This window comes from Paracoccus ferrooxidans (genome assembly GCF_029909815.1).
Taxonomy (GTDB): domain Bacteria; phylum Pseudomonadota; class Alphaproteobacteria; order Rhodobacterales; family Rhodobacteraceae; genus Paracoccus; species Paracoccus versutus.
The window spans coordinates 1,580,001-1,605,187 of sequence record NZ_CP038198.1; the positions used below are offsets into that span (position 1 = coordinate 1,580,001).

Consider the following 25,187-nt stretch of genomic DNA (forward strand, 5'->3'; position numbering starts at 1 on the left):
GGCCCGCTTTCATCCGCCGAGCCCAGATGGGCCGAGGAGACGCGGTTGCCGACGACCAGCCCCTCGGGCCCGGCGGTGACATGGACGGTATGGCCGTCCAGAACCTCGCCGGCCAGGATCATCTCGGCCAGGGGGTTCTGCAGGCTGCGCTGCATCACCCGCTTCAGCGGCCGGGCGCCGAAGACCGGGTCATAGCCTTCGTCGGCCAGCCATTTCAGCGCCGCCTCGTCCAGGTCCAGCCCGATCTTGTGCTGGGCCAGCCGACCCTCCAGCTGCGCAAGCTGGATGCGGACGATGGCGTCCATGTTCTCGCGCGTCAGCCGGTGGAAGATGACGATCTCGTCCAGCCGGTTCAGGAACTCGGGCCGGAAATGCGCCCGGACCGCGTCCATCACCTGCGTCCGCGCCTGGCCCGAATCGGCCCCTTCCGGCAGGGCCGACAGCGCCTGCGCCCCAAGGTTCGAGGTCAGCACGATCAGCGTCTGCTTGAAGTCCACCGTCCGGCCCTGGCCGTCGGTCAGCTGGCCGTCGTCCAGAACCTGCAGCAGCACGTTGAACACGTCCGGGTGCGCCTTTTCGACCTCATCGAACAGGATCACCTGATAGGGGCGGCGCCGCACCGCCTCGGTCAGCACGCCGCCCTCGTCATAGCCGACATAGCCGGGGGGCGCGCCGATCAGCCGCGCGACCGAATGCTTCTCCATGAACTCGGACATGTCGATGCGGACCATGGCCGAGTCGTCGTCGAACAGGTATTCGGCGATGGCCTTGGTCAGCTCGGTCTTGCCGACGCCGGTCGGGCCGAGGAAGAGGAAGCTGCCCAGGGGCCGCTTGGGGTCGTTCAGCCCGGCCCGCGCCCGCCGCACGGCGTTCGACACGGCCGTCACCGCCTCGGACTGGCCGATGACGCGGCGGCCCAGCACGTCCTCCATCTTCAACAGCTTCTCGCGCTCGCCCTCCAGCATCTTGCTGGTGGGGATGCCGGTCCAGCGTTCCACCACCTCGGCGATCTGCTCGGGGCGGACGGTCTCCTCGACCAGCAGGCCGTCGTTATGGCCCTCGGCCTCGGCCAGCTGCCGCTCGAGTCCGGGGATGATACCATAGCTCAGCTCGCCGGCGCGGGCCAGGTTGCCCTCGCGCTTGGCCTGGTCCAGTTCGGCGCGGGCGCGGTCAAGCTGCTCCTTCAGCGTGCGCGAGCCTTCCAGCTTGTCGCGTTCGGCCTGCCAGCGGGCGGTCAGCGAGGCGGATTTCTCCTGCAATTCCGACAGCTGCTTTTCCAGCTTCTCCAGCCGGTCCTTGGAGGCGGCGTCGTCTTCCTTCTTCAGCGCCTCGGCCTCGATCTGCATCTGCAGGATCTGCCGGTCCAGCTGGTCCAGCTCTTCGGGCTTGCTGTCCACCTCCATGCGCAGCCGGCTCGCGGCCTCGTCCACCAGGTCGATGGCCTTGTCGGGCAGGAAGCGGTCGGTGATGTAGCGATGCGACAGCGTCGCAGCAGCCACCAACGCAGCGTCCGAGATACGGACGCCGTGGTGCAGCTCATATTTTTCCTTGATGCCGCGCAGGATGCTGATGGTGTCCTCGACCGTCGGCTCCTCGACCATGACCGGCTGGAAGCGCCGGGCCAGGGCCGCATCCTTTTCGATATACTTGCGGTATTCGTCCAGCGTGGTCGCGCCGACGCAATGCAACTCGCCCCGCGCCAGCGCCGGCTTGATCAGGTTCGCGGCATCCATGGCGCCGTCGGTCTTGCCGGCGCCGACCAGAACGTGCAGCTCGTCGATGAACAGCACGACCTCGCCGGCGGCGTTCTCGATCTCCTTCAGGACGGATTTCAGCCGCTCCTCGAACTCGCCGCGGTATTTCGCGCCGGCGATCAGCGCGCCCATGTCCAGCGCCCAAAGCTGCTTGTTGCGCAGCGATTCGGGCACGTCGCCATCGACGATGCGCAGCGCCAGCCCCTCGGCGATGGCGGTCTTGCCGACGCCGGGCTCGCCGATCAGCACCGGGTTGTTCTTGGTGCGCCGCGACAGCACCTGCATGGCGCGGCGGATTTCCTCGTCCCGGCCGATGATCGGGTCGATCTTGCCCTCGGCCGCGGCCTCGGTCAGGTTGCGGGCGTATTTCGACAGCGCCTCGTAGCTGTCCTCGGCGCTGGCGGTGTCGGCCGTGCGCCCCTTGCGGATGTCGTTGATCGCCGAATTCAGCCCCTGGGCCGTCACCTTGCCGGCTGCCAGCGCGTCGCGCGCATTGGTGTTGACGACGGCCAGCGCGGTCAGCACCCGCTCGGCCGGGACGAAACTGTCGCCGGCCTTCTTGGCCAGCTTCTCGGCCTCGTCCAGCACGCGCACCAGCGAGGGATCGACATAGACCTGCCCCTGCCCGCCGCTGACCTTGGGCTGTTTCGCCACCGCCTGGTCGACGGCCTGGCGCACGGCCTGGGCATCGCCCCCGGCCCGCGCGATCAGGTTGCTGGCAAAGCCCTGCTCGTCGTCCATCAGCGCCTTGAGCAGATGCTCGGGCATCACGCGCTGGTTTTCCTCGCGGATGGCGATGGTCTGGGCCGCCTGCAGGAAGCCCCGCGACCGTTCCGTGAACTTTTCCATATCCATATGAAAATCCTTTCCTCAGCCCCCGCTTTGGATCGCCCGCATTGGCACGATCCGGCTCGGGTCTTGCCAGTCACATGGGCAGGAACAAACGGGGTTTCAAGACAGAGGGTTCCCGCCTATAAGCGGCCCGTTTGTCGCAGGGGCCGAGGGAAAACATGGACGACCGTCTGATCGTGGCGCTGGACGTGCCGAACGCGCTGGCCGGGCTGGAACTGGCCGAAAGGATCGGCGATGCCGCCAGCTTCTACAAGATCGGCCTGGGCATGCTGACCGGCGGCGGCCTCGCGCTCGCCAACGAGCTGAAGCAGGAACACGGCAAGCGCATCTTCCTGGACATGAAGTTCTTCGACATCGGCGCCACGGTCGAGGCGGCGGTGAAAGGCATCGCGCAATACGACCTGGATTTCCTGACCGTGCATGGCGACCCGCATGTGGTCAGGGCGGCGAAACAGGGGGCAAGCGGCTCGGGGCTGAAGATCCTGGCCGTGACCATCCTGACCTCGCTGGACCGCGCCGACCTGGATGCCGGGCTGATCGTGCCGGGCGACGTGGCCGAGATCGTGGCGACCCGCGCCGCCCGCGCCTTCGAGGCCGGGGCGGACGGCGTCATCGCCAGCCCGCGCGAGGCAGCGCTGATCCGCGCCCTGCCCGAGGCGGCGGGCCGGCTGATCGTCACCCCCGGCGTGCGCCCGGCCGGCAGCGATGCCGGCGACCAGAAGCGGATCGAGACGCCGGCCATCGCCATCGCCCAAGGCGCGGACCATATCGTCGTCGGCCGGCCGATCTGGCAGGCGGCCGACCCGCGCGCCGCGGCGCAGGCGATCCAGGCGGAACTGGCCGGGGCGTAATCAGCCGAAATTGCGCTGCATGACCGGCGCCAGATCCTCCCGCGCCGCCGTGGCGCGGGCGATGGACCAGACCTTGGGCGCATGGCGCTCGAACCATTCCGGGCCGGGCTTCCAGTTGGTCATCGCCGCCAGGTAGATGTCCAGCGCCGAGAACCGCTCGCCCAGAAACCAGGGCGCACCCACCACGCCCTCCACCGCGGTCCAAAGCTCCTGCAACCGCGCCGTGGTGGCCTCGCCCAGCTCCTTCTGCGCAGCCGGGTCGGTCAGGAACCGCGCCGGATCGTCGCCAAAGGTGAAGCAGGGATAGACCTGCGCCACCAGGAAGATCAGCCAGCGCAGGAAGCGCGGCCGCTCGGCGGCCCCGGCCTCGGGCACCAGGTCGTCCCGTTCGGTCATGTCGGCCAGGTGCAGCGTGATCGCCGCGCTTTCCGACATGACCCGGCCGTCGGGCAGGATCAGCACCGGGATCTGCCCTGCCGGGCTGATCCGCATCAGTTCGCGCCTGGCGGCCGGGTCCAGGAACAGGTCCGCGACCTCGATCCCCTCGGCCTTCAGCCCGTAATGCGCCAGCTGGGCCTCGACGATGGCCGAGCCCCAGCCGTTGCGACGATAAAGCTGCATGCGGGACATGGATGCCTCCTTGCTGCGATGGGCCGATCATGCACGCCGCGGGGCGATTCTCAAATCCCGCAGCCCGCGCCGGCAAGGACCAGCCGCACGCGGTCGCGAAAATGCGGCACGGCGCGCGGATGGGCGACGAATTCGGCAACCGGCATCATGCGCCATTCCTGCCCCTCGTCGCCAAAGCGGATCGCCGCGATCTCGGCCGCGGTGATGGTGCCGCAAAACAGCCAGGACAAACGGCCAGGGTCCAGGACCGAGGGAAAGGCCCGCCCCGCCAGCCGCCCTTCCGGCAGACGCAGCCCGAATTCCTCGTCCAGTTCGCGCAGGGCGCATTCGACCGGCGTCTCGCCCGGCTCGGCCCCGCCGCCGGGCAGGTCCCAATGCGCCGGAAAGGGGATCCAGTCGTAATCGTCGCGCAGGCAGGTCAAAAGGCCCGCGCCATGGGTCAGCACCAGCTTGGCGCCGGCAAAGCCTAGTTGTCGTTGATGTCGCGGGTCCAGCGCCGCACCTCGCCCCGCTTGGCGCCGAAGATGCGCCGCAACGCCAGCCAGATCACGCCGGTCAGCACCGCCGTGACCACCAGCGCCATCGGCAGCCCGCCCGGCCACAGGCCCAGAAGCAGCGCCAGCCCCATCAGCAGCACCGCGCCGGCCAGGCCCAGGAAGAACCAGCCCGGCAGCGCCAGCTCCACCGCCGCCAGGATCAGCGCCGCGATGATCCAGATCCAGCCGTTCGCCCAGCTCATTTGCCACCCCGCAGCATGCGGAAGGCATCGCCAAGCGCCTCGACGGCCGAGGCCGGGACGATCACCGTCTGCTTGCCCTGGCCCTTGCCGACCTCGGCCAGCACCTCGACCTGGCGCATGGCGACCTGGTATTGCGCCGCCTCGATCCCGCCCTCGCGGATCGCGGTGGCGATGGCCGCGGTGGCATAGGCCTCGGCATCGGCCAGCATGCGCTTGGCCTTGGCCTGCTGCTCGGCGGCATAAAGGTCGCCGTCGGCCGCCAGCTCCACGGCACGGCGGCGGCCCTCGGCCTCGGTCACCTGGGCACGGCGGGCGCGTTCGGCGTTCAGCTGTTGCAGCATGGCGGCCCGCGTCGCCTCGTCCAGGTTGACGTCCAGGATCTCGGCCCGCGTCACCTCGATGCCCCAGTCGTCGACGATATTGGCCAGCGATTCGCGGATGCGCTCGATCAGGGGGGCGCGGTTCGACTGCACCTGGTCCAGCTCCATCGTGCCGATTTCCGAGCGCACGATCCCCGCCACCGTGGTGGTGATCGCCGCATCCACGTCGCGGATGCGATAGACCGTCTTTTCCGGCTCGATGATGCGATAGAAGACGCTGGTTTCCACCTGCACCAGCACGTTGTCCGCCGTGATCGCATCCTGGCGCGAGGTCGGCAGCTGGCGTTCCAGGATGGAGATCCGATGCGCCACCCGGTCAAGGAAGGGGACGATGAAATTGATCCCCGGCCCCAGCACCGCATGCAGCCGGCCGAAGCGCTCGACGACGTATTTCTCGGATTGGGGAACGATGCGGACGGCGCGGCTGACGGCGAACAGGATCACCAGCGCCAGCACGATCAGGGCGATGTTCTGGCCGATCATCTCGGCGATTTCGGGCGGCATCGCATTTCCTTTCCTTGGTCACTCGGCGGCGAAGGCCGCGTCGCTGGCATCCGGGCGCAGCCGCGCCAGCCGGGCGACGACGCGGGCGAAACGGGCGCGGAACAGCTCGAAGTCCGGGCGCGGCTCGATCCGGCCCTCGTCCATGTAGAGCGAGCGGTCCAGTTCCAGCTGCACGACATGGACATTGTTGCGCGGCCGGCCATAGGTCTGGGTGATATAAGCGCCGGAAAAGGGCGAGTTGCGCCGCAGCCGGAAACCCTCGGCCGCCACCGCCTCGGCCACGCCGGCGCTGATCCGCGGCGCGGCCGAGACCCCGTTGCGGTCGCCCAGCACCATGTCGGGGCGCGGGCGCGGCAGATGGGTCAGCGCATCGCGCGGCATGGAATGCATGTCGATCAGGATGGCGCCGCCGAACTGCGCCACCGCCTCGCCGATCAGCGCCGAAAGCGCGCGGTGATAGGGATGCCACAGCCGGGCGATGCGGCTTTCGGCCTCGGCTCGCGGGATCGGCCGGTCGTGGATGGCGCGCCCCTGCGAGACGACGCGGGGAATCACCCCCAGCCCTGCCATGATGCGCGGATTGCTGACCGCCGGCGTGGCACCAGAGACCACCAGCGGGTCGATTTCCTCGGGGCCGCGGTTCAGGTCCACCACGCAGCGCGGCACCCGCGCGGTCAGCACCACGGCGCCATGGTCCAGCGCCGGCTGGATCAGCCGGTCCACGAAGGCATCCTCGGACGAGCGCAGCTGCTGCGGGTCCAGGCGCGATTCGGCCAGGAACCAGTCGGGATAGGCGCGGCCCGAATGCGGCGAGGCAAAGATCACCCCGCCCAGCCACGATTGCGGCCGCATCAGATCGAAAGTCGGCTCTTCCCTGGTCATCCTGGCTTTCCCCGGCGGCGCAGAGGGCGCCATTCTGGACGGTCGAGTCAGGAAGATTTATAAACCATGTTCGAGGAAGGCCAATAGCCGTCGATTGAGGGCTTGAAACCCCTGGGCGAGGTGGCTATAGACACGCCGATCCAGGCGATCTGGCGGCGCAGGCCGGCAGAATCACCTGACGGGGGGCGGTTAGCTCAGCGGTAGAGCACTACGTTGACATCGTAGTGGCCACTGGTTCGATCCCAGTACCGCCCACCATTCATTTCGCGCCCCCGAGGCTTTTTCGGGGGTATTTCGTTTTCAAGGCGCGACCTAGCGATGCGCCGCGATAGGAGAAGACCGATGAAGGTTCGCAATTCGCTCCGCTCGCTCAAGAGCCGCCACCGTGACTGCCAAGTCGTGCGCCGCAAGGGCCGCATCTACATCATCAACAAGACCAACCCGCGCTTTAAGGCCCGCCAGGGCTGAGAACCGGCGGTCAGCCGAGTTGAGGAACGCCCGCAGGCCCCGTGCCGCGGGCGTTTTCGCATTGCGCGGTTGGTGCGCAGCAGGTGGGGGCTGACTGCCCCCACACCCCCGTGGATATTTCCACACGGAAGAAAATCGGAAGCAGGACAGGGCCGCGCGGCGAGGATTCGGGCGAGATCCTTGGGCGGCCGAAGCGGCCCGGCAGGATCGCCGCAGCGGCCTGGCCCAGGGCGAGCCCGCAAATCGCGGCCGGGGTGCCGGGGCGCGGCAGGCTTCAAGCCATGGTCCAGGGAAGGCGGCACGCGCGGCGCGCGCCCAGCCGAGCGAGGCGGCATGCGCAAGGGCGCGGCCCTGGCCGATGGCGGCGGCCGAGGGCACAAGCAACACGAAAGGGATCATCGCTGCCAGCGCGCTTGGCACGCGTTGAGAGGCGTCTGCATCGCGATGCAGACCCCGCCGGCATGACGAAGAGGACGCCGAGACGTCGTCCCGCCGGGGCTAGCGCAGGACATCCGCCAGCAGGCCCGAGACCGTCTGCCGGGTGACATAGCCGGTGACGCGCAGATTGCGCGCCGCCTGGTAGCGGCGCAGCGCCGCGCGGGTTTCCTCGGTGAATGCGCCGTCGGCCGGGCCCGGCTGCATGCCGGCGATGCGCAGCCGCTCTTCGATCAGGCGGCGGGTCGAGGGGGCCAGGCCGAGCCCCGCCTCTTCGCGCCGCGCCGCCTCGATGCCGGCGCGCAGGGTGGCCAGGCGGTCGCGCGCGGCAGGCGCGTGGGTGCCGGCCGGGAAGCGTTCCAGATAGGTCTCGTAGGCCGCGGCCGAGCCCTGTCGGCGGGCCCAGCGCCAAGTCGCCTCGTCGCCCTGGGGGGTGTCGCGGCCGGCGCCAGCCTTGGCCAGTTGGCGCCGGGCCGCTTCGGCGTGGATGCCCTGGGGATAGCGGTCGAGATAGGCGCGCAGCCCCTCGGCTTCGCCGGCCGCGCCGCTTTGCTGCCAGAAGGCGCGGTCCTGGGCGGCGGTATCGGTCGCGCTGCCTTCCGCCTGGGCGGCGAGCATCCGCACCTGCGGCCCGGTCAGGTGCCCGGTCGCCGTCAGCCCGTTGGCGCGCTGCCAAGCCGCGATCGCCAGGCGCGTGCGCGGGCCGAAGACGCCGTCGGCCGGGCCCGGCTGCCGGCCGAGCCGCGACAGCTGGCGCTGGATGGCGGCGCGCCCGGCCGGGCCGAGCGAAAGGGCCTGTTCGGCCGTCACCGCCGGCGAGGGTTGCGATGCGGGCCTTGCCGGCGGGGCGGGGCGCAATTCGGCCAGCCGCTTGCGCGCCGCGCCGGCATGGCGTCCGACGGGAAACTCTTTCAGATAGGTCGCATAGGCTGCTGCCGTATCGGCCGCGACGGCCTGGCTCCAGGCGGCACGGTCGGCATAGCGCACACCCGGCGCGCGGCCGATCTGCGCCAGCCGTTGGCGCGCATCCGCGGCATAGATCCCTTGCGGATAGCGCGCCAGATAGTCGCGGTAGGCCGGGGCGCCGTCCGCCACCGCGGCTTCGGCCCAGGCATCGCGGTCGTCGGCCAGCGCATCGGCGGTATTGCGGGATGGCACCGGGCGCAGGTTGCCCGCATCCTCGGGCAGCAGCGAAAGCGCCCGGCCAGCGGTGGCCTGGGCCAGCGTCGCCCCGCCGAGCAGCCCGGCCAGGGCGCGGGCCCCGGCCTCGGGCGGGCCGGTGACGACCGAGACCCCGGCCGGCGGCCGAAGCGCGCCGATGCCGTTTTCCAGCCCCGGCCGGTGCGGCATCTGCTGCGCATCGGTGCCCAGGATCAGCACCGAGCCCGGCTCGCCCCCCGCCATCAGCCGCATCACCAGCGACAGCGGCACGCCCTGCACCCCGGCCGCCGCCGGGCCGGGCGCATCGGCATCGGTGCCCATGAACCAGGTCTCGTCCGCGTCATGCAGAAAGCGGCCGTTCAGCGCCACGATGTGCGCGCCGGGATCGGCATCGGCACGGGCCAGCGCCTCGAGCAGCCGGCGCAGCGGCCGCGCCTCCAGGTCGACGCCCTGCTGGGTGGTGAAGCCCGCCTCGCGCAGCGCCTTCGCCAGGGCCATGGTGTCCGAGCCTGCCAGGTCGGGGGCGCTGCGATAATCGGCATTGCCGATGATGACGGCGCGATTCTCGGCCCAGGCGGGCACGGCCCCGACCAGGGCAGCAAGCAGGACGACGGCGATGCGCATCGGGCGACCTCATTCCGGGGGGCCGGAATCAGTCGTAGCTGCGTCGGTCCTCGATCACCTTGCCGTCGTTCGGCAGCGAGCCCGGCGCAACCAGTTCCACCCGGCCGCGAAGTTTCAGTGTATCCAACACCGTTCCTTCGTATCTTGCCGCATCCTCGGCCCCGGTTTCCAGCAGCACCGTCATCACATCCATGTCCCCGGACCGGTCCGCGACAACACGAGCGCGTGAGATTTCCGGGTGGCGGGCGACCAGCGCCGCCACCTGCTCGGGGCGCACGAACATGCCCTTGATCTTGGTGGTCTGGTCGGCGCGGCCCATCCAGCCCTTGATGCGCATGTTGGTGCGCCCGCAGGGGCTGGCCCCCGGCAGCACCGCAGAAAGATCCCCGGTGGCAAAGCGCAGCAGCGGATAGTCCGGGTTCAGCGTGGTGACGACGACCTCGCCCACTTCGCCATCCGGGACCGGGGTGCCGGTGCCGGGGCGGACGATCTCGACGATCACCCGCTCGTCCACGATCATCCCCTCCATGGCGGGGGATTCATAGGCGATCAGGCCCAGGTCGGCGGTGGCATAGCATTGCGTCGTGGCGATGCCGCGATCCGCATAGGCCTGGCGCAGGCTGGGAAACAGCGCCCCGCCCGAGACGGCGGCGCGGGTGAAGCGCAACCGCTCGCCCAGTTCCCCGGCCTTGTCGAGCATGATCTTCAGGTAATCCGGCGTCCCGGCATAGACGGTGGTGCCGATATCGACGGCGGCGCGGATCTGCAATTCGGTCTGGCCGGTGCCGGCCGGCAGGGTCGCGGCCCCGACCGCGCGGGCGGCACTTTCGAACATCATCCCCGCCGGGGTCAGGTGATAGCCGAAGCAATTGTGGACGATGTCGCCCCGCCCCACGCCCGCCGCATGCAGGAAGCGGCCCAGCCGCCACCAGTCGTCGCCGCGCCGGCCCGGCTCATAGATCGGGCCGGGGCTCTGGAAGACGTTCTCGAAATCCGGCGCCGGCCGGGTGGTGAAGCCGCCGAAGGGCGGAGACGCCTTCTGCGCGGCCGAGAGTTCGGACTTGCGGATCACCGGCAGCCGGGCCAGCGCCTCGCGCGTGGCGATCCGCTCGGGCTCGACATCGCCCAGAAAGCGCGCCAGCCCCGGCGCCGTGCGGGCGCGGGCGACCGCGGCGGGCAATTCGGCCGCCAGCCACGAGGCCCGCTCGTCGGCGCTGCGGGTTTCAAGCTTGTCATAGAATGTCATGGGGGTGCCTTTCTGCCCTCAGGCCAGCCAGCGCTTGCGCCGGCGATAGGACCGCACGTCGCGAAAGCTCTTGCGGCCCTGGTCGGACATGCCGAGATAGAATTCCTTGACGTCCGGGTTCTCGCGCAGCGCATCCGCCGGCCCGTCCATCACCACGCGGCCGCTTTCCAGGATATAGCCGTAATGGGCATAGCGCAGCGCGACATTGGTGTTCTGCTCGGCCAAGAGAAAGGTCACGCCCTCGCCCTCGTTCACCGCCTTGACGATCTCGAAGATCTGCTCGACCAGCTGCGGCGCCAGGCCCATCGAGGGCTCGTCCAGCAGGATCATCTCGGGGCGCGACATCAGCGCGCGGCCCATGGCGCACATCTGCTGCTCGCCGCCCGAAGTATAGCCGGCCTGGCTTTTCCGGCGCTCCTTGAGGCGGGGGAAATAGGAATAGACCATCTCGAGGTCGCGGGCGATGGCGGCGCGCCCGTCGCCGCGGGTATAGGCGCCGGTCAGCAGGTTCTCTTCGATGGTCAGGTGCTCGAAGCAATGGCGCCCCTCCATCACCTGGATCACGCCCTTCTTGACCAGGCTGGCCGGGTCCAGCTCCTGCACCCGCTCGCCGCGATAGCTGATCGCGCCCTTGGTGACTTCGCCGCGCTCGGAATGCAGCAGGTTCGAGATCGCCTTCAGCGTCGTGGTCTTGCCCGCGCCATTGCCGCCCAGAAGCGCGGTGATGCCGCCCTTGGGCACCGACAGGCTGACGCCCTTCAGCACCAGGATGACGTGATTGTAGATCACCTCGATATTGTTGACCTCGAGCAGGGTCTCGCGTTGCGGCGCGGCGTCGAACATGGACTTTCCCTCCAGGCGCGGGTGAAAGGCCCCCGGCGGCGGACCGCCGGGGAAAAGCGGCTCAGCAGCGCGGCGAGATGCCGGCTTCCTTGGCATAGGCCTCGCTGTCCTCGAGGATCAGCGGGTCCAGCACTTCCTGGTCCGGCTCGGTGAAATCGGTGATCAGGCTCCACTTGCCGGCCGAGGCATCCCATTGCTGCAAGCGCGCCATGCCGCTGCCGCCATGGTTGTCGCAGGTCATCTTGATCTCGGGGCCGAAGTCCGGCAGGCCCAGCTCGGCCAGCCGTTCAGGCGTGATGTCCAGCGCCTCGAACCCGTCGCGCAGCTGCGTAGCGTTGATCTGCGCCGTGCCGGCCAGCTCCTGCGCCTTCGCGATCGCCTCGGCGATCACCACCGCCGCATACATGCCACGCGAATACAGCACCGAGCCGACATATTGCCCGCCCTGCGAGGCCTTGCCCGGATCGATGACATGTTTCTTCATGTCCTCGTAGATCGGATAGTCCATGCCCACGCCGTGGAAGGTCAGCGCCTTGTAGCCGTTGGCGCCGGCGCCCACCGGCTTCACGTCCACTTCCGAGCCCGACCAGTAGGTGCCGATGAAATTCTCCATCGGGAAGCGGATGTTGGCGGCCTCCTGGATGGCGGTCTGGTTCATCACGCCCCAGCCCCACATCAGCACGTAGTCGGGCTTGTCGCGGCGGATCTGCAGCCACTGGCTTTTCTGTTCCTGGCCGGGCGGGTCGACCGGCAGTTCGGTCAGGGTGAAGCCGTGCTTCTTGGACAGTTCCTGCAAGGTGCGGATCGGCTCCTTGCCATAGGCCGAGTTATGATAGACCAGCGCGATCTTCTTGCCGTTCAGGTCGCCGCCGTTCTGGTCCAGCAGATACTTGATGGCGACGCTGGCGCCGTCCCAATAGTTCGCCGGCGCGTTGAACACCCATTCGAAGACCTTGCCGTTCTTGGCCGAGGTCCGGCCGTAGCCGGGGGTATAAAGCGGGATCTTGTCGGCCGAGACCTTGGGGATCAGCTGATAGGTGATGCCGGTGGACAGCGGGTTGTAGACCAGCGCGCCCGAGCCCTTGGTCGCCTCGTAGCACTCGACGCCCTTCTCGGTGTTATAGGCGGTCTCGCATTCCGGGGTCTGGATCTTCTCGCCGCCGATGCCGCCGTCGCGTTCGTTGAGCAGCGTGAAGTAATCGTTGAACCCATCGGCATATTGCGTGCCGTTCGCACCATAAGGCCCGGTGCGATAGCTGAGGTTGGGCACCACCAGGTCGGCCATGGCCGGCGCCGCCGCCATGACGGCGCCCAGTGCGACAGTTGCAAGCTTCAGTTTCATCTTGGTCTCCTCCCCAAGGTTTTGATTGTGCCGGTTGTCCGGTCGTTAATGCGGGAACGGCCAGAGCCGCAGCTTTTCCTTCGTCAGCGCCCAGAGCCGCGCCAGCCCATGCGGCTCGACGATCAGGAAGAACACGATCAGCGCGCCGACGATCATCAGCTCGATGTGGGCGGCCAGGTCGGTGGGCCACCCGAACTGCGCCACCAGCACATTCTTCAGCAGCACCGGCAGCAGCACCAGGAAGGCGGCGCCGGCAAAGCTGCCGAAGATGCTGCCAAGCCCGCCGATGATGATCATGAACAGCACCAGGAAGCTCTTGTTGATGCCGAAGGCCTCGCTGGCCTCGGCCGCACCCAGGTAGACCGAGAACAGCAGCGCCCCCGCGATGCCGACGAAGAAGCTGGAGACGGCGAAGGCCGACAGCTTGGCGGTCAGCGGATTCACCCCGATGATCTCGGCCGCGATGTCCATGTCGCGGATCGCCATCCACTTGCGCCCCACGCTGCCGCGGGTCAGGTTGCGCGCGACCCAGGCCAGCACGACGGCAAAGACGAGGCAGATCAGGTATTTCGCCGAGGCCGTGGTGGCGGGCCCGGTCACCGCCCAACCCAGGATGGTGCGCTCGGGCGCGTTGATCTGGCCCGAGGCGGAATAGTTGTAGAACCACGGCACCTTGTTGAAGAGCCAGACCAGGAAGAACTGCGCGGCCAGCGTCGCCACGGCCAGGTAGAAGCCCTTGATGCGCAGGCTGGGCAGGCCGAAAAGCACGCCGACGACGGCGGTGATCGCCCCGGCCAGGACGATATGGACGACGATCGGCACGCCCGGAAAGCTCGTCATCAGCTTGTAGACCGCATAGGCGCCCACCGCCATGAAACCGCCGGTGCCCAGGCTGACCTGGCCGGCATAGCCGGTCAGGATGTTCAGCCCGATGGCGGCGATGGCATAGATCAGGAAGGGCACCAGAACCGCATTGGCCCAGTAGCTGTCGATGACGAAGGGCACGACCAGGAAGGCCACCGCCAGGATCGCGTAATAGCCCCAGCGATCCAGCCGGATCGGAAAGGTCTGGCCATCGTCGCGATAGCTCGTCTTGAAATCACCCGCCTCGCGGTAAAACATCCGTTCCTCCCAGCGTCACGCCTTGCCCGTGGGGGCTTCGCGCCCCCACGCCCCCGCGGGATATTTCTCCACGGAAGAACGCAAGATTCCGCGCTTCTTTCGTGTCCCAATATCCCCGCCGGAGGCATAGAATCTTTTCATCCTCAGACCCGCTCGATGATGCGCTCGCCGAACAGCCCCTGCGGCCGGAAGACGAGGAAGATCAGCGCCAGCACATAGGCGAACCAGTTCTCGGTCGCCCCGCCGACCATAGGGCCGACGAAATATTCGAACAGCTTCTCGCCCATGCCGATGATCAGCCCGCCGACGATGGCGCCGGGGATCGAGGTGAAGCCGCCGAGCATCAGCACCGGCAGCGCCTTGAGCGCGATCAGCGAGAGCGAGAACTGCACCCCCGATTTCGTGCCCCACATGATGCCCGCGACCAGCGCCACGAACCCGGCGATCGACCAGACCATGATCCAGATGAACTGCAGGCTGATGCCCACCGACAGCGCCGCCTGATGGTCGTCGGCCACGGCGCGCATCGCCCTGCCCTGCTTGGTATATTGCGAGAACCCGACCAGGGCCGCGACCAGCGCCGCCGCGATCACCGCCGCCCAGATGTCCAGCCGGTCGATGAAGAAGCCGTAGCCGAGCCAGTCGTTCGTCATCGTCTCGACCGTCTCTGAAATGCCTTGCGGCAGGCCCACGTCCAGCACCTTCACGTCGGCGCCCCACATCACGTCGCCAAGCCCTTCCAGGAACCAGGCAAGGCCGATGGTGGCCATGAACAGGATGATCGGTTCCTGCCCGACCAGGTGCTTGAGCACCAGCTTTTCGATGGCGATGGCCAGGCCCACCATGATCAGCGCGGTAAGCAGGATGGCGAACAGTCCCGGCACCGTCCAGCCGAAGCTCGACACATGCACGCCGAAGGCCGCGTTGATCAAATGGGCGAAGGGCACGCGGCCCTCCATGATGCCGACCAGCGTCATGGCGGCGAAGAGCGCCATCACCCCCTGGGCATAGTTGAAGACGCCCGAGGCCTTGTAGATCAGCACGAAGCCCAGCGCGACCAGCGAATACATCACCCCGGCCATCAGGCCGTTCGCCAGGACTTCGCTTGCGTAGAGAAATTCCATCGCCGCCCCCTTACTCGTGCGCCACGCCAAGATAGGCGCTGATGACCTCGGGATTGCTGCGCACCTCGTCGGGGGTGCCGTCGCCGATCTTGCGGCCGTAATCCATCACCACCACCCGGTCCGACAGGTCCATGACCACGCCCATGTCATGTTCGATCAGCGCGATGGTCGTGCCGAATTCGTCGTTCACGTCCAGGATGAAGCGGCACATGTCCTCCTTCTCCTCGACGTTCATGCCGGCCATCGGCTCGTCCAGCAGCAGGATCCGCGGCTCGGCCGCCAGCGCGCGGGCCAGTTCGACGCGTTTCTTCAAGCCGTAAGGCAGCCGGCCGACCGGCGTCTTGCGGATGTTCTGGATTTCCAGGAAGTCGATGATCTTCTCGACCTGCTCGCGGTTCTCGACCTCTTCGCGCTCGGCGCGGCCCCACCACAGCGCCTGGCTCCAGATCGGCGCCTTCATCATGTTCAGCCGCCCGGTCATGATGTTGTCCAGCACCGACATGCCGTCGAACAGCGCGATGTTCTGGAAGGTGCGGGCGATGCCCAGCCGCGCCACCTCATAGGGTTTCATCGGGCCGCGGCGATAGCCCTTGAACCAGATTTCGCCCTCTTGCGGGACATAGAAGCCCGAGATCACGTTCAGCATCGAGGATTTCCCGGCGCCGTTCGGGCCGATGATGGCGCGGATCTCGCCCTCGCGGATGTCGAAGCTGATGTCCTTGATCGCCGTCACGCCGCCGAAGCGCAGGGTGATGTTGCGAAGATCCATCAGCACCCCGCCGATCTGGCGGCCGTCGGCGGTGGTATAGCCTTCTTGCATGGTCATTCCGCGGCCACCTTCTGCATGGTCTGGGTCGGGAAGGTCCGGGCGTCCTCGATCTTCAGCGTGGCGCGAATCTCGCCCTTGCGGCCGTCCTCGTAGGTCACCTCGGTGCGGGTGCTGACCGTGTCGCGGCCGCCATAGAGCGCCTCGATCAGGTCGGCATATTTCTCGGCGATGATGTTGCGGCGCACCTTGCGGGTGCGCGTCATCTCGCCGTCGTCGGGGTCGAGTTCCTTGTGCAGCACCAGGAAGCGGCTGATCTGGCAGCCCGAGAGCATCGGGTCGGCGGCGACGGATTCGTTCACCGCCTCGACATGCTGCTTGATCGTCGCATAGACCTCTGGATGGCCGGCAAGCTCCTGGTAGCTGGCATAGGCGATGTTGTTGCGCTCGGCCCAGTTGCCGACCGCCGTCAGGTCGATGTTGATGAAGGCCGTGCACATGTCGCGGCCGGCGCCGAAGACCACTGCCTCCAGGATGTTCGGATAGAACTTCAGCTTGTTCTCGACATATTTCGGCGCGAACATCCGGCCATCGGCCATGCGGCCCACGTCCTTGGCGCGGTCGATGATGCGCAGGTGCCCGCTCGCCTCCTCGAAGAAGCCGGCGTCGCCGGTCGCCACCCAGCCCTCGGCATCCTTGGTCGAGGCGGTGCTGTCGGGATTGTTGTAATATTCGACGAAGGTGCCGGGCGAGCGATAGAAGACCTCGCCGCTTTCGGCGATCTTCAGCTCGACGCCGGGCGAGGGCACGCCGACCGTGTCCGAGCGCACCTGACCGTCCGGCTGCTGGGTGATGAAGACGCTGGCCTCGGTCTGGCCGTAGAGCTGTTTCAGGTTGATGCCCAGCGAACGGTAGAAATCGAAGATCTCGGGCCCGATCGCCTCGCCCGCGGTATAGCCGACGCGGATGCGGGAATAGCCCAGCGTGTTCTTCAGCGGCCCATAGACCAGCAGGTTGCCCAGGCCGTAGCGCAGCCGGTCCAGCGCGCCGACCGGCTTGCCGTCCAGAAGCGCCGGGCCGACGCGGCGGGCGATCTCCATGTAATGCCGGAACAGCCAGCGCTTGAAGCGGCCGGCATCCTCCATGCGGATCATCACCGAGGTCAGCTGGCCTTCGAAGACGCGGGGCGGGGCGAAGAAATAGGTCGGCCCGATCTCGCGCAGGTCGGTCATCATCGTATGCGCGCCCTCGGGGCAGTTCACGGTGAAGCCGGCCCAATAGGCCTGCCCGACCGAAAAGATGAAGTCGCCGACCCAGGCCATGGGCAGATAGGCCAGCACTTCCTCGCGCGCGGTCAGGTGGTCGAAGGAGGCGGTGTTCTTGCCGGTCTCGATGATGTTGCGGTTGGACAGAACCACGCCCTTAGGCTTGCCGGTGGTGCCCGAGGTATACAGCATCACGCAGGTATCGTCATAGCCCAGTTCGGCGATGCGCGCGTCCAGTTCGTGCCCCAGCCGCTGCTGGGCGGCGCGGCCCTCGGCCTGGACATCGGCCAGCGCGTTCATGCGGGAATGGTCGTATTTCCGCATCCCGCGCTTGTCGGTATAGACCACATGTTCGACCGAGGGGGCGCGGGCGCCGACCTCCAGCACCTTGTCCACCTGTTCCTGGTCGCCGCAGACGACGAAGCGGGCGCCGCAATGGTCCAGCACATAGGCCATCTCCTCGGCCACCGCGTCCTGATACAGCGGCACCGGCACCGCGCCGCACATCTGCGCCGCGACCATGGCCCAGTAATGCGCCGGGCGGTTGCGGCCGATGATGGCGACGTGATCGCCGCGGTTCAGGCCCAGCACCAAGAAGCCCAGCGCCAGGGCGCGAATCTCGTCCGCGGCCTCGGCCCAGGTCCAGCTTTGCCAGATCCCGAATTCCTTTTCCCGATAGGCGGGCCGGTTGCCGAAGCGTTCGGCATTGCGCGCCAGCAACGCTGGAATCGACTGCAAACCGGCCTGGGCCGCCTCAGCGTTCTGCATGGTTCCTCCCCTTGCCGTCAGGGCTCCTCTTCCCTCTGGCAATCGCAGCTTACTGCGGCAATTCTTGCGTCAGTTTTTCCTGAATCCTACGAATTGTTACAGGGACCGCGCAATGCCAGGAATGGTCACGCCCACGAACGACCGGCACGCCGAACTGACCCGCTCGGGGCTGAACCTGATCCAGCAGGCGATCTCGATCTTCGACGCCGACCTGCGGCTGGCGGTCTGCAACCGCCCCTATCAGGCGATGTTCGGCCTGCCGGACGAGCTGACCCGCACCGGCGCCACCTTCCAGGATACGATCCGCTACCTGGTCCACCGCGGCGAATACGGCCCCCAGGACGACCCCGAGGCCGCGATTCGCGAGCGCGTCGACCAGGCCCGCACCTTCCAGCCGCATTACATGGAACGAAAGCGCGCCGACGGCCGCTGGATCTCGGTCGAGGGGGCGCCGCTCAGCCAGGGCGGCTGGATCGCGGTCTATACCGACATCACCCATATCAAGCGGCAAGAGGCGCTGCTGCGCGCCCGGTCCGAGGAACTCTCAGAACTGGTGCTGGAGAATGCCGAGCGGCTGTCGGCCGCGAACCGCGCCCTGGCCGCGACCAATGCCGCGCTGGAGGAAGCCAAGCGCATCCTGACCGAATCCGAGGCCCGCACCCGCCATGTCACCGCCATGGTCCCGGCCCATATCGCGCATATGGATCGCGACTATCGCTATACCTTCTCGAACAACCAGATCTCGATGGTGTTTCCCGGCGCGAATCGCTCGATCATCGGCTGCCAATGCGAAACCGTGCTGGGCGCCGAGACCTTCGCCCGCATCCGCCCGCACCTGGACCGCGCCATCGCCGGCCAGCCGCAGGTGTTCGAGATCACGCACCCGCCCTCGGGGCGGCGCATCCGCATCGCGCTGACCCCCGACCAGAACGGGCGCGGCGTCTATATCCTGTCCACCGACGTTACCGCCGAGGTGCAGGCGCGCGAGGCGCTGACCCATGCCGCCAAGCGCGCGGTGGCGGCGCAGATGACCTCGGGGCTGGCGCATGACTTCGGCAACCTGCTGACCATCATCCTGGGCCTTCAGGGCCGGCTGGCCCGCGCCGGACTGCCGCCCGAACAGGCTGAGGACGTGCAGGCCACGCTGGCCGCCGCCCGGCGCGGGGTGCGGCTGCTCGACGGCATCTCGGCGCTGACCGGCCGGCGCGAACACCAGCCGCAGCCGGTCGGGCTGCGCGCCATGCTGGACGACCTGGCGGCGATGACCCGGCCGACGCTGGGCGCGGGCGTCACGCTGGACACCCGCATCGGCGATCTGCCGGCGCGGGTGATGCTGGACCCCGGCGTGCTTCAGGACGTGCTGCTCAACCTGATCCTGAACGCGCGCGACGCCATGCGGGGCCGCGGGCGCATCGGCGTCACCGTCCGGCCCGCCGGCCGCTGGCTGGAGATCGCGGTCGCCGATACCGGCCCCGGCTTTTCCGACGAGGCGCTGGCGCGCGCGACCGAGCCCTTCTTCACCACCAAGGGCAGCCAGGGCACCGGCCTCGGCCTGTCGATGGTCTATGACCAGATCAAGCTGGCAGGCGGCACCCTGCGGCTGGGCAATGCCGAGGGTGGCGGCGCGCAAGTGACCATCCGCCTGCCGCTGCGCGCCGCCCGCCCGCAACTGGTGCTGCTGGTCGAGGATGACGACGCCATCCGCGCCCATATCCGCGAGATGCTGACCGCCCAGGGCCATTCGGTGATCGAGGCCGGCTCGCTGGCCGAGGCGCGCGGGTTGACCGACCTGGCCGGGCTGACCATGATCCTCTCCGACCTGCAACTGGGCGACGGTTCGGGGGCGGATCTGCGGGGCCGCGGCCTGCCGCTGGTGCTGATGACGGCGCTGCCGCTGGGCGATCCGCGCAGATCGGGGCTTGACTGCCCGGTCCTGACCAAGCCCTTTGGCGACACCGAACTGGCCGTGGCCATGGCAGAGACAGATGACTGACGCCCCCCTGATCGCCATTCTCGACGACGAGCCCGAAATCCGCCGCCTGCTGTCCTCGGCGCTGGAGGAGGCGGGCTTTCGCACCATAGGCTTCGCCCGCGCCACCGAGTTCGAGGCGGCGCTGCGCCGCATCCAGCCCGATGCCTGCCTGATCGACCTGGGCCTGCCCGACCGCGACGGGCTGGCGCTGGTCCACCGGCTGGCCAGCGAATCCGGCGCGGCGATCATCATCATCTCGGGCCGGGCGCAGGTGCAGGACCGCGTGACCGGGCTGGAGCTTGGCGCCGACGACTACATCATCAAGCCCTTCGAGCCGGCCGAGGTCGTGGCCCGCATCCGCGCCCGGCTGCGCAAGCCCCAGCGCGAGACCGGCCCCGGCCGCCAGCAGGTCCGCTTTGCCGGCTGGTCGGCCGATTTCGACCGCTACACGCTCACCTCGCCCGAAGGCGCCGAGACACCGATCAGCCATGCCGAGGCCGAGGTCTTGCGCCTGTTCCTGGACAACCCGCGCCGGCTGATCTCGCGCGCGCAGATGCTGGAAACGCTGGGCGGCACGGCGGGGGAAAGCTTCGACCGGGCGATGGACGTGCGCATCTCGCGCCTGCGCACCAAGCTGGGCGAGGATCCCAAGAACCCGCGCCTGATCAAGACGATCTACGGCGCGGGCTATATCTTTCTGGCCGAACTGGGCTAGATTGCCCCCGATCTGCCGGAGAACGCCATGCCCACCGTCTATGTCCTGAACGGCCCGAACCTGAACCTTCTGGGCCAGCGCCAGCCCGAGATCTATGGCAGCACCACGCTGGCCGACGTGGAACGCGACTGCCGGGCGCTGGGTGCCGAGCTTGGTCTGGAGATCGCCTTCCACCAGTCGAACCACGAGGGCGCGATCATCGACCTGATCCACGAGGCGCGGCGATCGGCCCAGGCCATCGTCATCAACCCGGCGGCCTTCACCCACACCTCGGTCGCGATCCTGGATGCGCTGAACACCTTCGACGGTCCGGTGATCGAGGTGCATATCTCGAACGTCCACAAGCGCGAGAGCTTCCGGCACCATTCCTATGTCAGCCTGCGCGCCGAGGGCGTGATCGCCGGCCTGGGCATCCACGGCTACCTGCTGGCGCTTCGCCACGTGGCGAAGCTGGTGGGATAGGCGGGCTGGGGCGGTGGGTTTGAGCCCTTAGCTGCCGGTCAGGGCATCTTGGATCGGCGTGCGCCTGATGCAATGCCGATCATCGCGAGGATCGACAGCCCGGCCCCGACGAGAAAAGGCGTCGCGGAACCCGCACTGTGCCACAGCCATCCGGCCAGGGTATTCCCGACCAGCACGACCACACCGGTCACGAGATTGAACGTGCCAAAGGCGCTGCCCTTCAGATGTTCGGGCGTCGCCGCAGCAATCATCGCGCCAAGCAGCCCCTGCGAGAGCCCCATGTGCAACCCCCAGAGCACCGTGCCGAGGACATAGACCCACACCGTCGCGGCATAAGCGAGCGTCAGGTGGGCAGCGATCAGAAAACCCAGGCTTCCAAGCAGCAAACCGGACGTCCCGATCCGGTCCGACAGTCTGCCTGCGGGAAAGGCCGTCAGACCATAGGCGGCGTGCATGATGACCAGCGACAGCGGCACCCAGGCGGGCGTGAAGCCTGCCTCCAGCGCCTTCAGCAGTACGAATGCCTCGCTGAAACGGGCAAGCATGATGATCGAAGCCAGCCCGATCACGGCCCAGACAGCCCGGTTGAGCCGGAACGCGTCGACAAGACGGAAGCTTCCGCGTTTCATCGAATGGCGTCCCGCAGGCTCCTTCACGAAGAAGACCAGGACGACCATGCAGAGCGCGGCAGGAATGGCGGCGATCCAGAACACCGAAAGGATATCGCCCGCCAGCAGGATCATTGCGCCGACCGCGACCAGCGGGCCAACGAATCCGCCCACCGTATCGAGCGACTTGCGCAGGCCGAAGCTTGCCCCGCGAATTTCGGGCGGGCTCACGGCGGCCACGATGGCGTCCCGCGGGGTGCCCCGGATACCCTTGCCCACCCGATCCATGGCTTTTGCCAGCACGATCTGGTCCAGGCTCACCGCCCATGGGAAGATCAACCGCGACAACGCGCCCAGACCATAGCCCAGCACCGCCAGGGGCTTCGCCCGCCTGCTGATATCGGACAGGACGCCGGAAAGGAACTTTGTGGCGGTCGCAACCGCGACCGACAAGCCTTCGATAAACCCGATGGCCAGGGCCGACGCCCCGAGCCCTCCGGCCAGATACAGGGGCAGCAGCGCATTTATCATCTCGGATGAGACGTCCATCAAAAGGCTGACGATACCCAGCATCCAGACCGTCGCCGGAATGGCCGGTCTGATCAAAGCCGCGGAAGTTTGCGCGGGGTTTGGTTGCGGCATCACAGTCCCGATGAAGCTGCCTTGTGGCGATGCATGAAATATTCGCACCGTTCAATGGCAGTTTAGTCCCGCATTGCGGACTAGCCGCCCCCTTCAAACCACCCCGCGCCGCGCCAGATCCTCGCCCAGCGCCTCGGCGCTGGTAAAGCGGATCGCGTCGATGCCCAGCGCGCGGGCGCCCTCGACATTGGCCGGGCTGTCGTCGATGAAGATGCAGTCCTCGGGGCGCAGCCCGTTGCGGTCCATCAGCAGCCGAAAGATCGCGGGCTCGGGCTTCAGCGCGCCGACCTGGCCCGAAACCAGGATGTCGGCGAACAGCCCGCCCAGCCGGGGATGCAGCTCCAGCGCATGGGGCCAGGTCTCGGCCGACCAGTTGGTCAGCGCATAAAGCGGCACCCCGCGGGCCAGCAGCGCCTCGGCAATCGCCCAGCTGCCCGGCACGGTCTTTTCGATGGTGACGGGGAAAGCCGCCAGATAGCCGGCCAGGTGGCGCGCCTCGTCGCCATGGGCGGCACGGGCGGCGGCAAGCCCCTCGGCAAAGCTGCGCCCGCCGTCCTGCATCCGGTTCCAGCCGGGAAAGTCGATGCGGGCCATCCAGGCCTCGGCCTCGGCCCGGCTGGTGAACACATCCGCAAAGGCCAGCGCCGGATCCCAGTCGATCAGCACCCCGCCCAGGTCGAAGATCACGCTTTTCATCGCATCGTTCCGCATTTCGCCGCGCCCAGATCGGCCGGAATTCCCGGCGCTGTAAAGCCCGAAAACCGCGCCCCGTGCCCCGCCATGCAGCCGGCAAGGCCGACGGATCCGCGACAGCGAGGGGCCGGCCGCGCGCGGCCCTTGCAATACGGGGCGCCGGGGCCTAGTGTCGCGCGGAAGACTCATACACTTGGGGAGCCCCGCACGGGGCTGAGAGGTGCCGGGCACCGACCCATCGAACCTGATCCGGGTCATGCCGGCGTAGGGAAGGGTAGAGTGACGCGGCCCGCAATCCCAGGCCGCCACCCATCCGCCCAGCGTCCGCGTGCCCGGCCGAAACGAAAGGCGGGCCATGTCGGGATTGCAGCCCCATCCCATCGCACTGACCATCGCCGGCTCGGACAGCGGCGGCGGTGCCGGAATCCAGGCCGATCTGAAAAGCTTTTCGGCGCTGGGCGTCTATGGCGCCTCGGTCATCACCGCGATCACCGCGCAGAACACCCGCACCGTCGCCGCGGTCGAACCTGTCAGCCCCGCCATGATCGCCGCCCAGATCGACGCGGTCTTCGGCGACCTGGACGTGCGCGCGGTCAAGATCGGCATGGTCGGCGGCGTGGATGCGATCACGGTCGTCGCCGGCCGGCTGGCGGCGCTGCTGGCGGACAACCCGGTCCCGGTGGTGCTGGACCCGGTGATGGTGGCGAAATCCGGCGACGCGCTTTTGCCGGACGAGGCCGTCTCGGCGCTGCGCGAGCAGCTGATCCCGCTGGCGACCGTGCTGACCCCCAACCTGCCCGAGGCCGCGCGCCTGCTGGACCTTGCCCCCGCCGCGACCCCCGAGGAGATGCGCCAGCAGGGCGAAGCGCTGCGCGCCCTGGGCGCCGCCAACGTGCTGATGAAGGGCGGCCACGCCACCGAGGACAGCTGCACCGACCTGCTGATCGGTCCCGAGCCGCTGGTCCTGACCGCGCCGCGGCAGCAGACGCCCAACACCCATGGCACCGGCTGTTCGCTTTCCTCGGCCATCGCGGCCGGGCTGGCGCAGGGCATGACGGTGGCGCAGGCCATGACCCGCGCCCATGGCTGGCTGCAGGCCGCCATCGCCCGCGCCGACGAATTGTCGGTCGGGCTGGGCCACGGCCCGGTGCATCATTTCCACGCGCTCTGGAGACAGGCATGAACCAGATCACCATCCTTGGCGCCGGGGTGATGGGGCTTTGCATCGCCACCGAACTGGCCCAGCGCGGCACCCTGCCGCGCATCATCGACCCGGCCGGCAAGCCCGGATCGCAGGCTTGCAGCTGGCGCGCGGGCGGGATGCTCGCCCCTTATTGCGAGGCCGAAAGCGCCGAGCCGGTGGTGCTGCGCCTGGGCGTCGATGCCGCCGACTGGTGGCAGGCGAACGGGGCCGAGGTCATCCGCCGCGGCACGCTGGTTCTGGCGCCCTCGCGCGACCGGGCGGAACTGGACCGTTTCGCCCGGCTGACCGAGGCGCATCAGCCGGTGAACGGCGACGAGATCGCGGCGCTGGAGCCGGAACTGTCCGGCCGCTTCCCGCGCGGGCTGCATTTCGCGACCGAGGCGCACCTGAACCCGCGCGCCGCCCTGCTGGCGCTGCGCGACCGGCTGGAGGAACGCGGCATCCAGATCGAGACCGAGGGGACGCCCACCGGCCTTGTGGTGGACGCGCGCGGCTTGGCGGCCAAGGACGACCTGGCCGACCTGCGCGGCGTGCGCGGCGAGATGCTGGTGATCCGCTGCCCGGAAGTGACCCTGACCCGCACCATCCGCCTGCTGCATCCGCGCATCCCGCTGTACCTCGTGCCGCGCGGCGATGGCGTCTACATGATCGGCGCCACCATGCTGGAAACGGGCGGCAAGTATCGCGTCACCGCCCGTTCGGCGGTCGAGATGCTGTCGGCCGCCTATGCCCTGCATCCCGGCTTTGCCGAGGCCGAGATCCTGGAGCTTGGCTCGGATGCGCGCCCGGCCTTCCCGGACAACCTGCCCCGCCTGCGCCGGCGCGGCGGCACGCTTTACGCAAACGGCCTTTACCGCCACGGCTATCTTCTGGCCCCCGCCGTGGCCCGCATGGCCGCCGATTACCTTCTCAAGGGCCGGAAACCGGAGTTCATGGATGAAGATCACCCTTAACGGAGAGGCGCGCGACCTGAACGGCCCGTCCGTGCAGGACGCGCTGGCCGAGATCGGACTGGGCGCGGCCAAGGTGGCGACGGCGCTGAACGGCGCCTTCCTGCCCGCCGCCGCGCGGGCGGAAACCACGCTGAAGGATGGCGACGCGCTGGAAGTCGTGGCGCCGATGCAGGGGGGCTGAG

At 68.2% G+C, this 25,187-nt stretch carries 24 protein-coding genes, 1 tRNA gene and 1 riboswitch (1 of these 26 only partly in view); of the genes, 9 read left to right on the forward strand and 16 right to left on the reverse strand.

The annotated features are described in order from the left end of the window. Positions 1–2,609, reverse strand: the 5' portion of a protein-coding gene (gene clpB, locus E3U26_RS07945) for an ATP-dependent chaperone ClpB (RefSeq protein ID WP_036753552.1). The gene continues 19 nt to the left of window position 1, outside the view; 2,609 of the gene's 2,628 nt are visible here — the first part of the coding sequence; the start codon lies at positions 2,607–2,609; the stop codon falls past the left edge of the window. A 155-nt stretch (positions 2,610–2,764) separates the two neighbouring features. Between clpB and pyrF the strand changes: the two genes are divergently transcribed. Then, positions 2,765–3,457, forward strand: coding sequence for an orotidine 5'-phosphate decarboxylase (pyrF, locus tag E3U26_RS07950; RefSeq protein ID WP_499104723.1), 693 nt, complete (start codon positions 2,765–2,767; stop codon positions 3,455–3,457). Here the strand turns inward: pyrF and E3U26_RS07955 are convergent, their stop codons facing one another. The 5 genes from E3U26_RS07955 to E3U26_RS07975 are packed head-to-tail and all read right to left on the reverse strand — an operon-like array spanning position 3,458 to position 6,592. Beyond that, positions 3,458–4,087, reverse strand: coding sequence for a glutathione S-transferase family protein (locus E3U26_RS07955; RefSeq protein WP_036753557.1), 630 nt, complete (start codon positions 4,085–4,087; stop codon positions 3,458–3,460). Between the two features lie 50 nt (positions 4,088–4,137). Beyond that, positions 4,138–4,533: an NUDIX hydrolase gene (locus E3U26_RS07960; RefSeq protein ID WP_499104724.1), complete on the reverse strand. Its 396-nt coding sequence runs from the start codon at positions 4,531–4,533 to the stop codon at positions 4,138–4,140. A 20-nt stretch (positions 4,534–4,553) separates the two neighbouring features. Continuing rightward, positions 4,554–4,826, reverse strand: a complete 273-nt coding sequence (locus tag E3U26_RS07965) for an NfeD family protein (protein ID WP_072462202.1) — start codon at positions 4,824–4,826, stop codon at positions 4,554–4,556. After that, positions 4,823–5,710: an SPFH domain-containing protein gene (locus E3U26_RS07970; RefSeq protein ID WP_036753563.1), complete on the reverse strand. Its 888-nt coding sequence runs from the start codon at positions 5,708–5,710 to the stop codon at positions 4,823–4,825. Before E3U26_RS07970 ends, E3U26_RS07965 begins: the two co-directional genes overlap by 4 nt. 18 nt (positions 5,711–5,728) lie before the next feature. Further along, complete coding sequence (locus E3U26_RS07975; RefSeq protein ID WP_072462201.1) at positions 5,729–6,592, reverse strand: N-formylglutamate amidohydrolase; 864 nt, start codon at positions 6,590–6,592, stop codon at positions 5,729–5,731. Positions 6,593–6,775: 183 nt separating this feature from the next. On the opposite strand from E3U26_RS07975, the gene E3U26_RS07980 reads away from it, so the two are divergent. Together E3U26_RS07980 and ykgO are read left to right on the forward strand one after the other, a co-directional pair. Next, a tRNA-Val gene (locus tag E3U26_RS07980) sits at positions 6,776–6,850 on the forward strand. 84 nt (positions 6,851–6,934) lie between these two features. Beyond that, complete coding sequence (ykgO, locus tag E3U26_RS07985) at positions 6,935–7,060, forward strand: type B 50S ribosomal protein L36 (protein WP_024842876.1); 126 nt, start codon at positions 6,935–6,937, stop codon at positions 7,058–7,060. Positions 7,061–7,558: 498 nt separating this feature from the next. Here the strand turns inward: ykgO and E3U26_RS07990 are convergent, their stop codons facing one another. From E3U26_RS07990 to E3U26_RS08025, 8 genes are all read right to left on the reverse strand, one after another. Then, a complete protein-coding gene (locus E3U26_RS07990) occupies positions 7,559–9,280 on the reverse strand; it encodes a peptidoglycan-binding domain-containing protein (protein WP_499104726.1) in 1,722 nt (573 codons plus the stop codon). 28 nt (positions 9,281–9,308) lie between these two features. Then, complete coding sequence (locus E3U26_RS07995; protein WP_499104727.1) at positions 9,309–10,526, reverse strand: phenylacetate--CoA ligase family protein; 1,218 nt, start codon at positions 10,524–10,526, stop codon at positions 9,309–9,311. Between the two features lie 18 nt (positions 10,527–10,544). After that, positions 10,545–11,369 (reverse strand): ABC transporter ATP-binding protein, encoded by an 825-nt coding sequence (locus E3U26_RS08000; protein ID WP_036753571.1) that lies wholly within the window; start codon positions 11,367–11,369, stop codon positions 10,545–10,547. Between the two features lie 61 nt (positions 11,370–11,430). After that, positions 11,431–12,711 carry an ABC transporter substrate-binding protein gene (locus E3U26_RS08005; protein ID WP_036753572.1) on the reverse strand — a complete coding sequence of 427 codons (1,281 nt, stop codon included), beginning with the start codon at positions 12,709–12,711 and terminating at the stop codon, positions 11,431–11,433. A 45-nt stretch (positions 12,712–12,756) separates the two neighbouring features. Next, positions 12,757–13,833: a branched-chain amino acid ABC transporter permease gene (locus E3U26_RS08010; protein ID WP_036753573.1), complete on the reverse strand. Its 1,077-nt coding sequence runs from the start codon at positions 13,831–13,833 to the stop codon at positions 12,757–12,759. Positions 13,834–13,976: 143 nt separating this feature from the next. Then, complete coding sequence (locus E3U26_RS08015; RefSeq protein ID WP_243784131.1) at positions 13,977–14,957, reverse strand: branched-chain amino acid ABC transporter permease; 981 nt, start codon at positions 14,955–14,957, stop codon at positions 13,977–13,979. A gap of 10 nt (positions 14,958–14,967) precedes the next feature. Beyond that, entirely contained in the window at positions 14,968–15,777 is an 810-nt protein-coding gene (locus E3U26_RS08020; RefSeq protein ID WP_208021271.1) for an ABC transporter ATP-binding protein, read from the reverse strand. 2 nt (positions 15,778–15,779) lie between these two features. Next, positions 15,780–17,756: a long-chain fatty acid--CoA ligase gene (locus E3U26_RS08025; RefSeq protein ID WP_499104729.1), complete on the reverse strand. Its 1,977-nt coding sequence runs from the start codon at positions 17,754–17,756 to the stop codon at positions 15,780–15,782. A gap of 121 nt (positions 17,757–17,877) precedes the next feature. Here E3U26_RS08025 and E3U26_RS08030 point away from each other — a divergent pair, with 121 nt between their 5' ends. The 3 genes from E3U26_RS08030 to aroQ are packed head-to-tail and all read left to right on the forward strand — an operon-like array spanning position 17,878 to position 20,905. Next, positions 17,878–19,749, forward strand: coding sequence for a PAS-domain containing protein (locus E3U26_RS08030; protein ID WP_499105790.1), 1,872 nt, complete (start codon positions 17,878–17,880; stop codon positions 19,747–19,749). Beyond that, positions 19,742–20,443 (forward strand): response regulator transcription factor, encoded by a 702-nt coding sequence (locus E3U26_RS08035; RefSeq protein ID WP_276241785.1) that lies wholly within the window; start codon positions 19,742–19,744, stop codon positions 20,441–20,443. The genes E3U26_RS08030 and E3U26_RS08035 overlap by 8 nt, the downstream gene beginning before the upstream one ends. Before the next feature lie 27 nt (positions 20,444–20,470). Beyond that, positions 20,471–20,905: a type II 3-dehydroquinate dehydratase gene (gene aroQ / locus E3U26_RS08040; RefSeq protein WP_036753585.1), complete on the forward strand. Its 435-nt coding sequence runs from the start codon at positions 20,471–20,473 to the stop codon at positions 20,903–20,905. A 38-nt stretch (positions 20,906–20,943) separates the two neighbouring features. On the opposite strand, the gene E3U26_RS08045 is transcribed toward aroQ, so the two are convergent. Both E3U26_RS08045 and E3U26_RS08050 read right to left on the reverse strand, forming a co-directional pair. Then, positions 20,944–22,086, reverse strand: coding sequence for an MFS transporter (locus E3U26_RS08045; RefSeq protein ID WP_499104730.1), 1,143 nt, complete (start codon positions 22,084–22,086; stop codon positions 20,944–20,946). A gap of 162 nt (positions 22,087–22,248) precedes the next feature. Further along, positions 22,249–22,851 (reverse strand): HAD family hydrolase, encoded by a 603-nt coding sequence (locus E3U26_RS08050; protein WP_499104731.1) that lies wholly within the window; start codon positions 22,849–22,851, stop codon positions 22,249–22,251. Positions 22,852–23,032: 181 nt separating this feature from the next. Beyond that, a riboswitch (TPP riboswitch) is annotated at positions 23,033–23,136 on the forward strand. 67 nt (positions 23,137–23,203) lie between these two features. Between E3U26_RS08050 and thiD the strand changes: the two genes are divergently transcribed. From thiD to thiS, 3 genes are read left to right on the forward strand one after another with little or no spacing between them, the layout of a single operon-like run. Further along, entirely contained in the window at positions 23,204–24,031 is an 828-nt protein-coding gene (thiD, locus tag E3U26_RS08055; RefSeq protein WP_499104732.1) for a bifunctional hydroxymethylpyrimidine kinase/phosphomethylpyrimidine kinase, read from the forward strand. After that, positions 24,028–25,005, forward strand: a complete 978-nt coding sequence (locus E3U26_RS08060) for a glycine oxidase ThiO (protein WP_499104733.1) — start codon at positions 24,028–24,030, stop codon at positions 25,003–25,005. Before thiD ends, E3U26_RS08060 begins: the two co-directional genes overlap by 4 nt. Beyond that, entirely contained in the window at positions 24,989–25,186 is a 198-nt protein-coding gene (thiS, locus tag E3U26_RS08065) for a sulfur carrier protein ThiS (RefSeq protein ID WP_036753591.1), read from the forward strand. Before E3U26_RS08060 ends, thiS begins: the two co-directional genes overlap by 17 nt. Position 25,187: the final 1 nt, after the last annotated feature.

Excerpts from the sequence above, each read along its gene's own strand:
- pyrF (WP_499104723.1), top strand. The coding sequence starts at position 2,765 with ATGGACGACCGTCTGATCGTGGCGCTGGACGTGCCGAACGCGCTGGCC.
- E3U26_RS07955 (WP_036753557.1), bottom strand. The coding sequence starts at position 4,087 with ATGTCCCGCATGCAGCTTTATCGTCGCAACGGCTGGGGCTCGGCCATC.
- E3U26_RS07965 (WP_072462202.1), bottom strand. The coding sequence starts at position 4,826 with ATGAGCTGGGCGAACGGCTGGATCTGGATCATCGCGGCGCTGATCCTG.
- E3U26_RS07970 (WP_036753563.1), bottom strand. The coding sequence starts at position 5,710 with ATGCCGCCCGAAATCGCCGAGATGATCGGCCAGAACATCGCCCTGATC.
- E3U26_RS07975 (WP_072462201.1), bottom strand. The coding sequence starts at position 6,592 with ATGACCAGGGAAGAGCCGACTTTCGATCTGATGCGGCCGCAATCGTGG.
- ykgO (WP_024842876.1), top strand. The coding sequence starts at position 6,935 with ATGAAGGTTCGCAATTCGCTCCGCTCGCTCAAGAGCCGCCACCGTGAC.
- E3U26_RS07990 (WP_499104726.1), bottom strand. The coding sequence starts at position 9,280 with ATGCGCATCGCCGTCGTCCTGCTTGCTGCCCTGGTCGGGGCCGTGCCC.
- E3U26_RS07995 (WP_499104727.1), bottom strand. The coding sequence starts at position 10,526 with ATGACATTCTATGACAAGCTTGAAACCCGCAGCGCCGACGAGCGGGCC.
- E3U26_RS08000 (WP_036753571.1), bottom strand. The coding sequence starts at position 11,369 with ATGTTCGACGCCGCGCCGCAACGCGAGACCCTGCTCGAGGTCAACAAT.
- E3U26_RS08005 (WP_036753572.1), bottom strand. The coding sequence starts at position 12,711 with ATGAAACTGAAGCTTGCAACTGTCGCACTGGGCGCCGTCATGGCGGCG.
- E3U26_RS08010 (WP_036753573.1), bottom strand. The coding sequence starts at position 13,833 with ATGTTTTACCGCGAGGCGGGTGATTTCAAGACGAGCTATCGCGACGAT.
- E3U26_RS08015 (WP_243784131.1), bottom strand. The coding sequence starts at position 14,957 with ATGGAATTTCTCTACGCAAGCGAAGTCCTGGCGAACGGCCTGATGGCC.
- E3U26_RS08020 (WP_208021271.1), bottom strand. The coding sequence starts at position 15,777 with ATGCAAGAAGGCTATACCACCGCCGACGGCCGCCAGATCGGCGGGGTG.
- E3U26_RS08025 (WP_499104729.1), bottom strand. The coding sequence starts at position 17,756 with ATGCAGAACGCTGAGGCGGCCCAGGCCGGTTTGCAGTCGATTCCAGCG.
- E3U26_RS08030 (WP_499105790.1), top strand. The coding sequence starts at position 17,878 with ATGGTCACGCCCACGAACGACCGGCACGCCGAACTGACCCGCTCGGGG.
- E3U26_RS08035 (WP_276241785.1), top strand. The coding sequence starts at position 19,742 with ATGACTGACGCCCCCCTGATCGCCATTCTCGACGACGAGCCCGAAATC.
- aroQ (WP_036753585.1), top strand. The coding sequence starts at position 20,471 with ATGCCCACCGTCTATGTCCTGAACGGCCCGAACCTGAACCTTCTGGGC.
- E3U26_RS08045 (WP_499104730.1), bottom strand. The coding sequence starts at position 22,086 with ATGCTGGGTATCGTCAGCCTTTTGATGGACGTCTCATCCGAGATGATA.
- E3U26_RS08050 (WP_499104731.1), bottom strand. The coding sequence starts at position 22,851 with ATGAAAAGCGTGATCTTCGACCTGGGCGGGGTGCTGATCGACTGGGAT.
- thiD (WP_499104732.1), top strand. The coding sequence starts at position 23,204 with ATGTCGGGATTGCAGCCCCATCCCATCGCACTGACCATCGCCGGCTCG.
- E3U26_RS08060 (WP_499104733.1), top strand. The coding sequence starts at position 24,028 with ATGAACCAGATCACCATCCTTGGCGCCGGGGTGATGGGGCTTTGCATC.
- thiS (WP_036753591.1), top strand. The coding sequence starts at position 24,989 with ATGAAGATCACCCTTAACGGAGAGGCGCGCGACCTGAACGGCCCGTCC.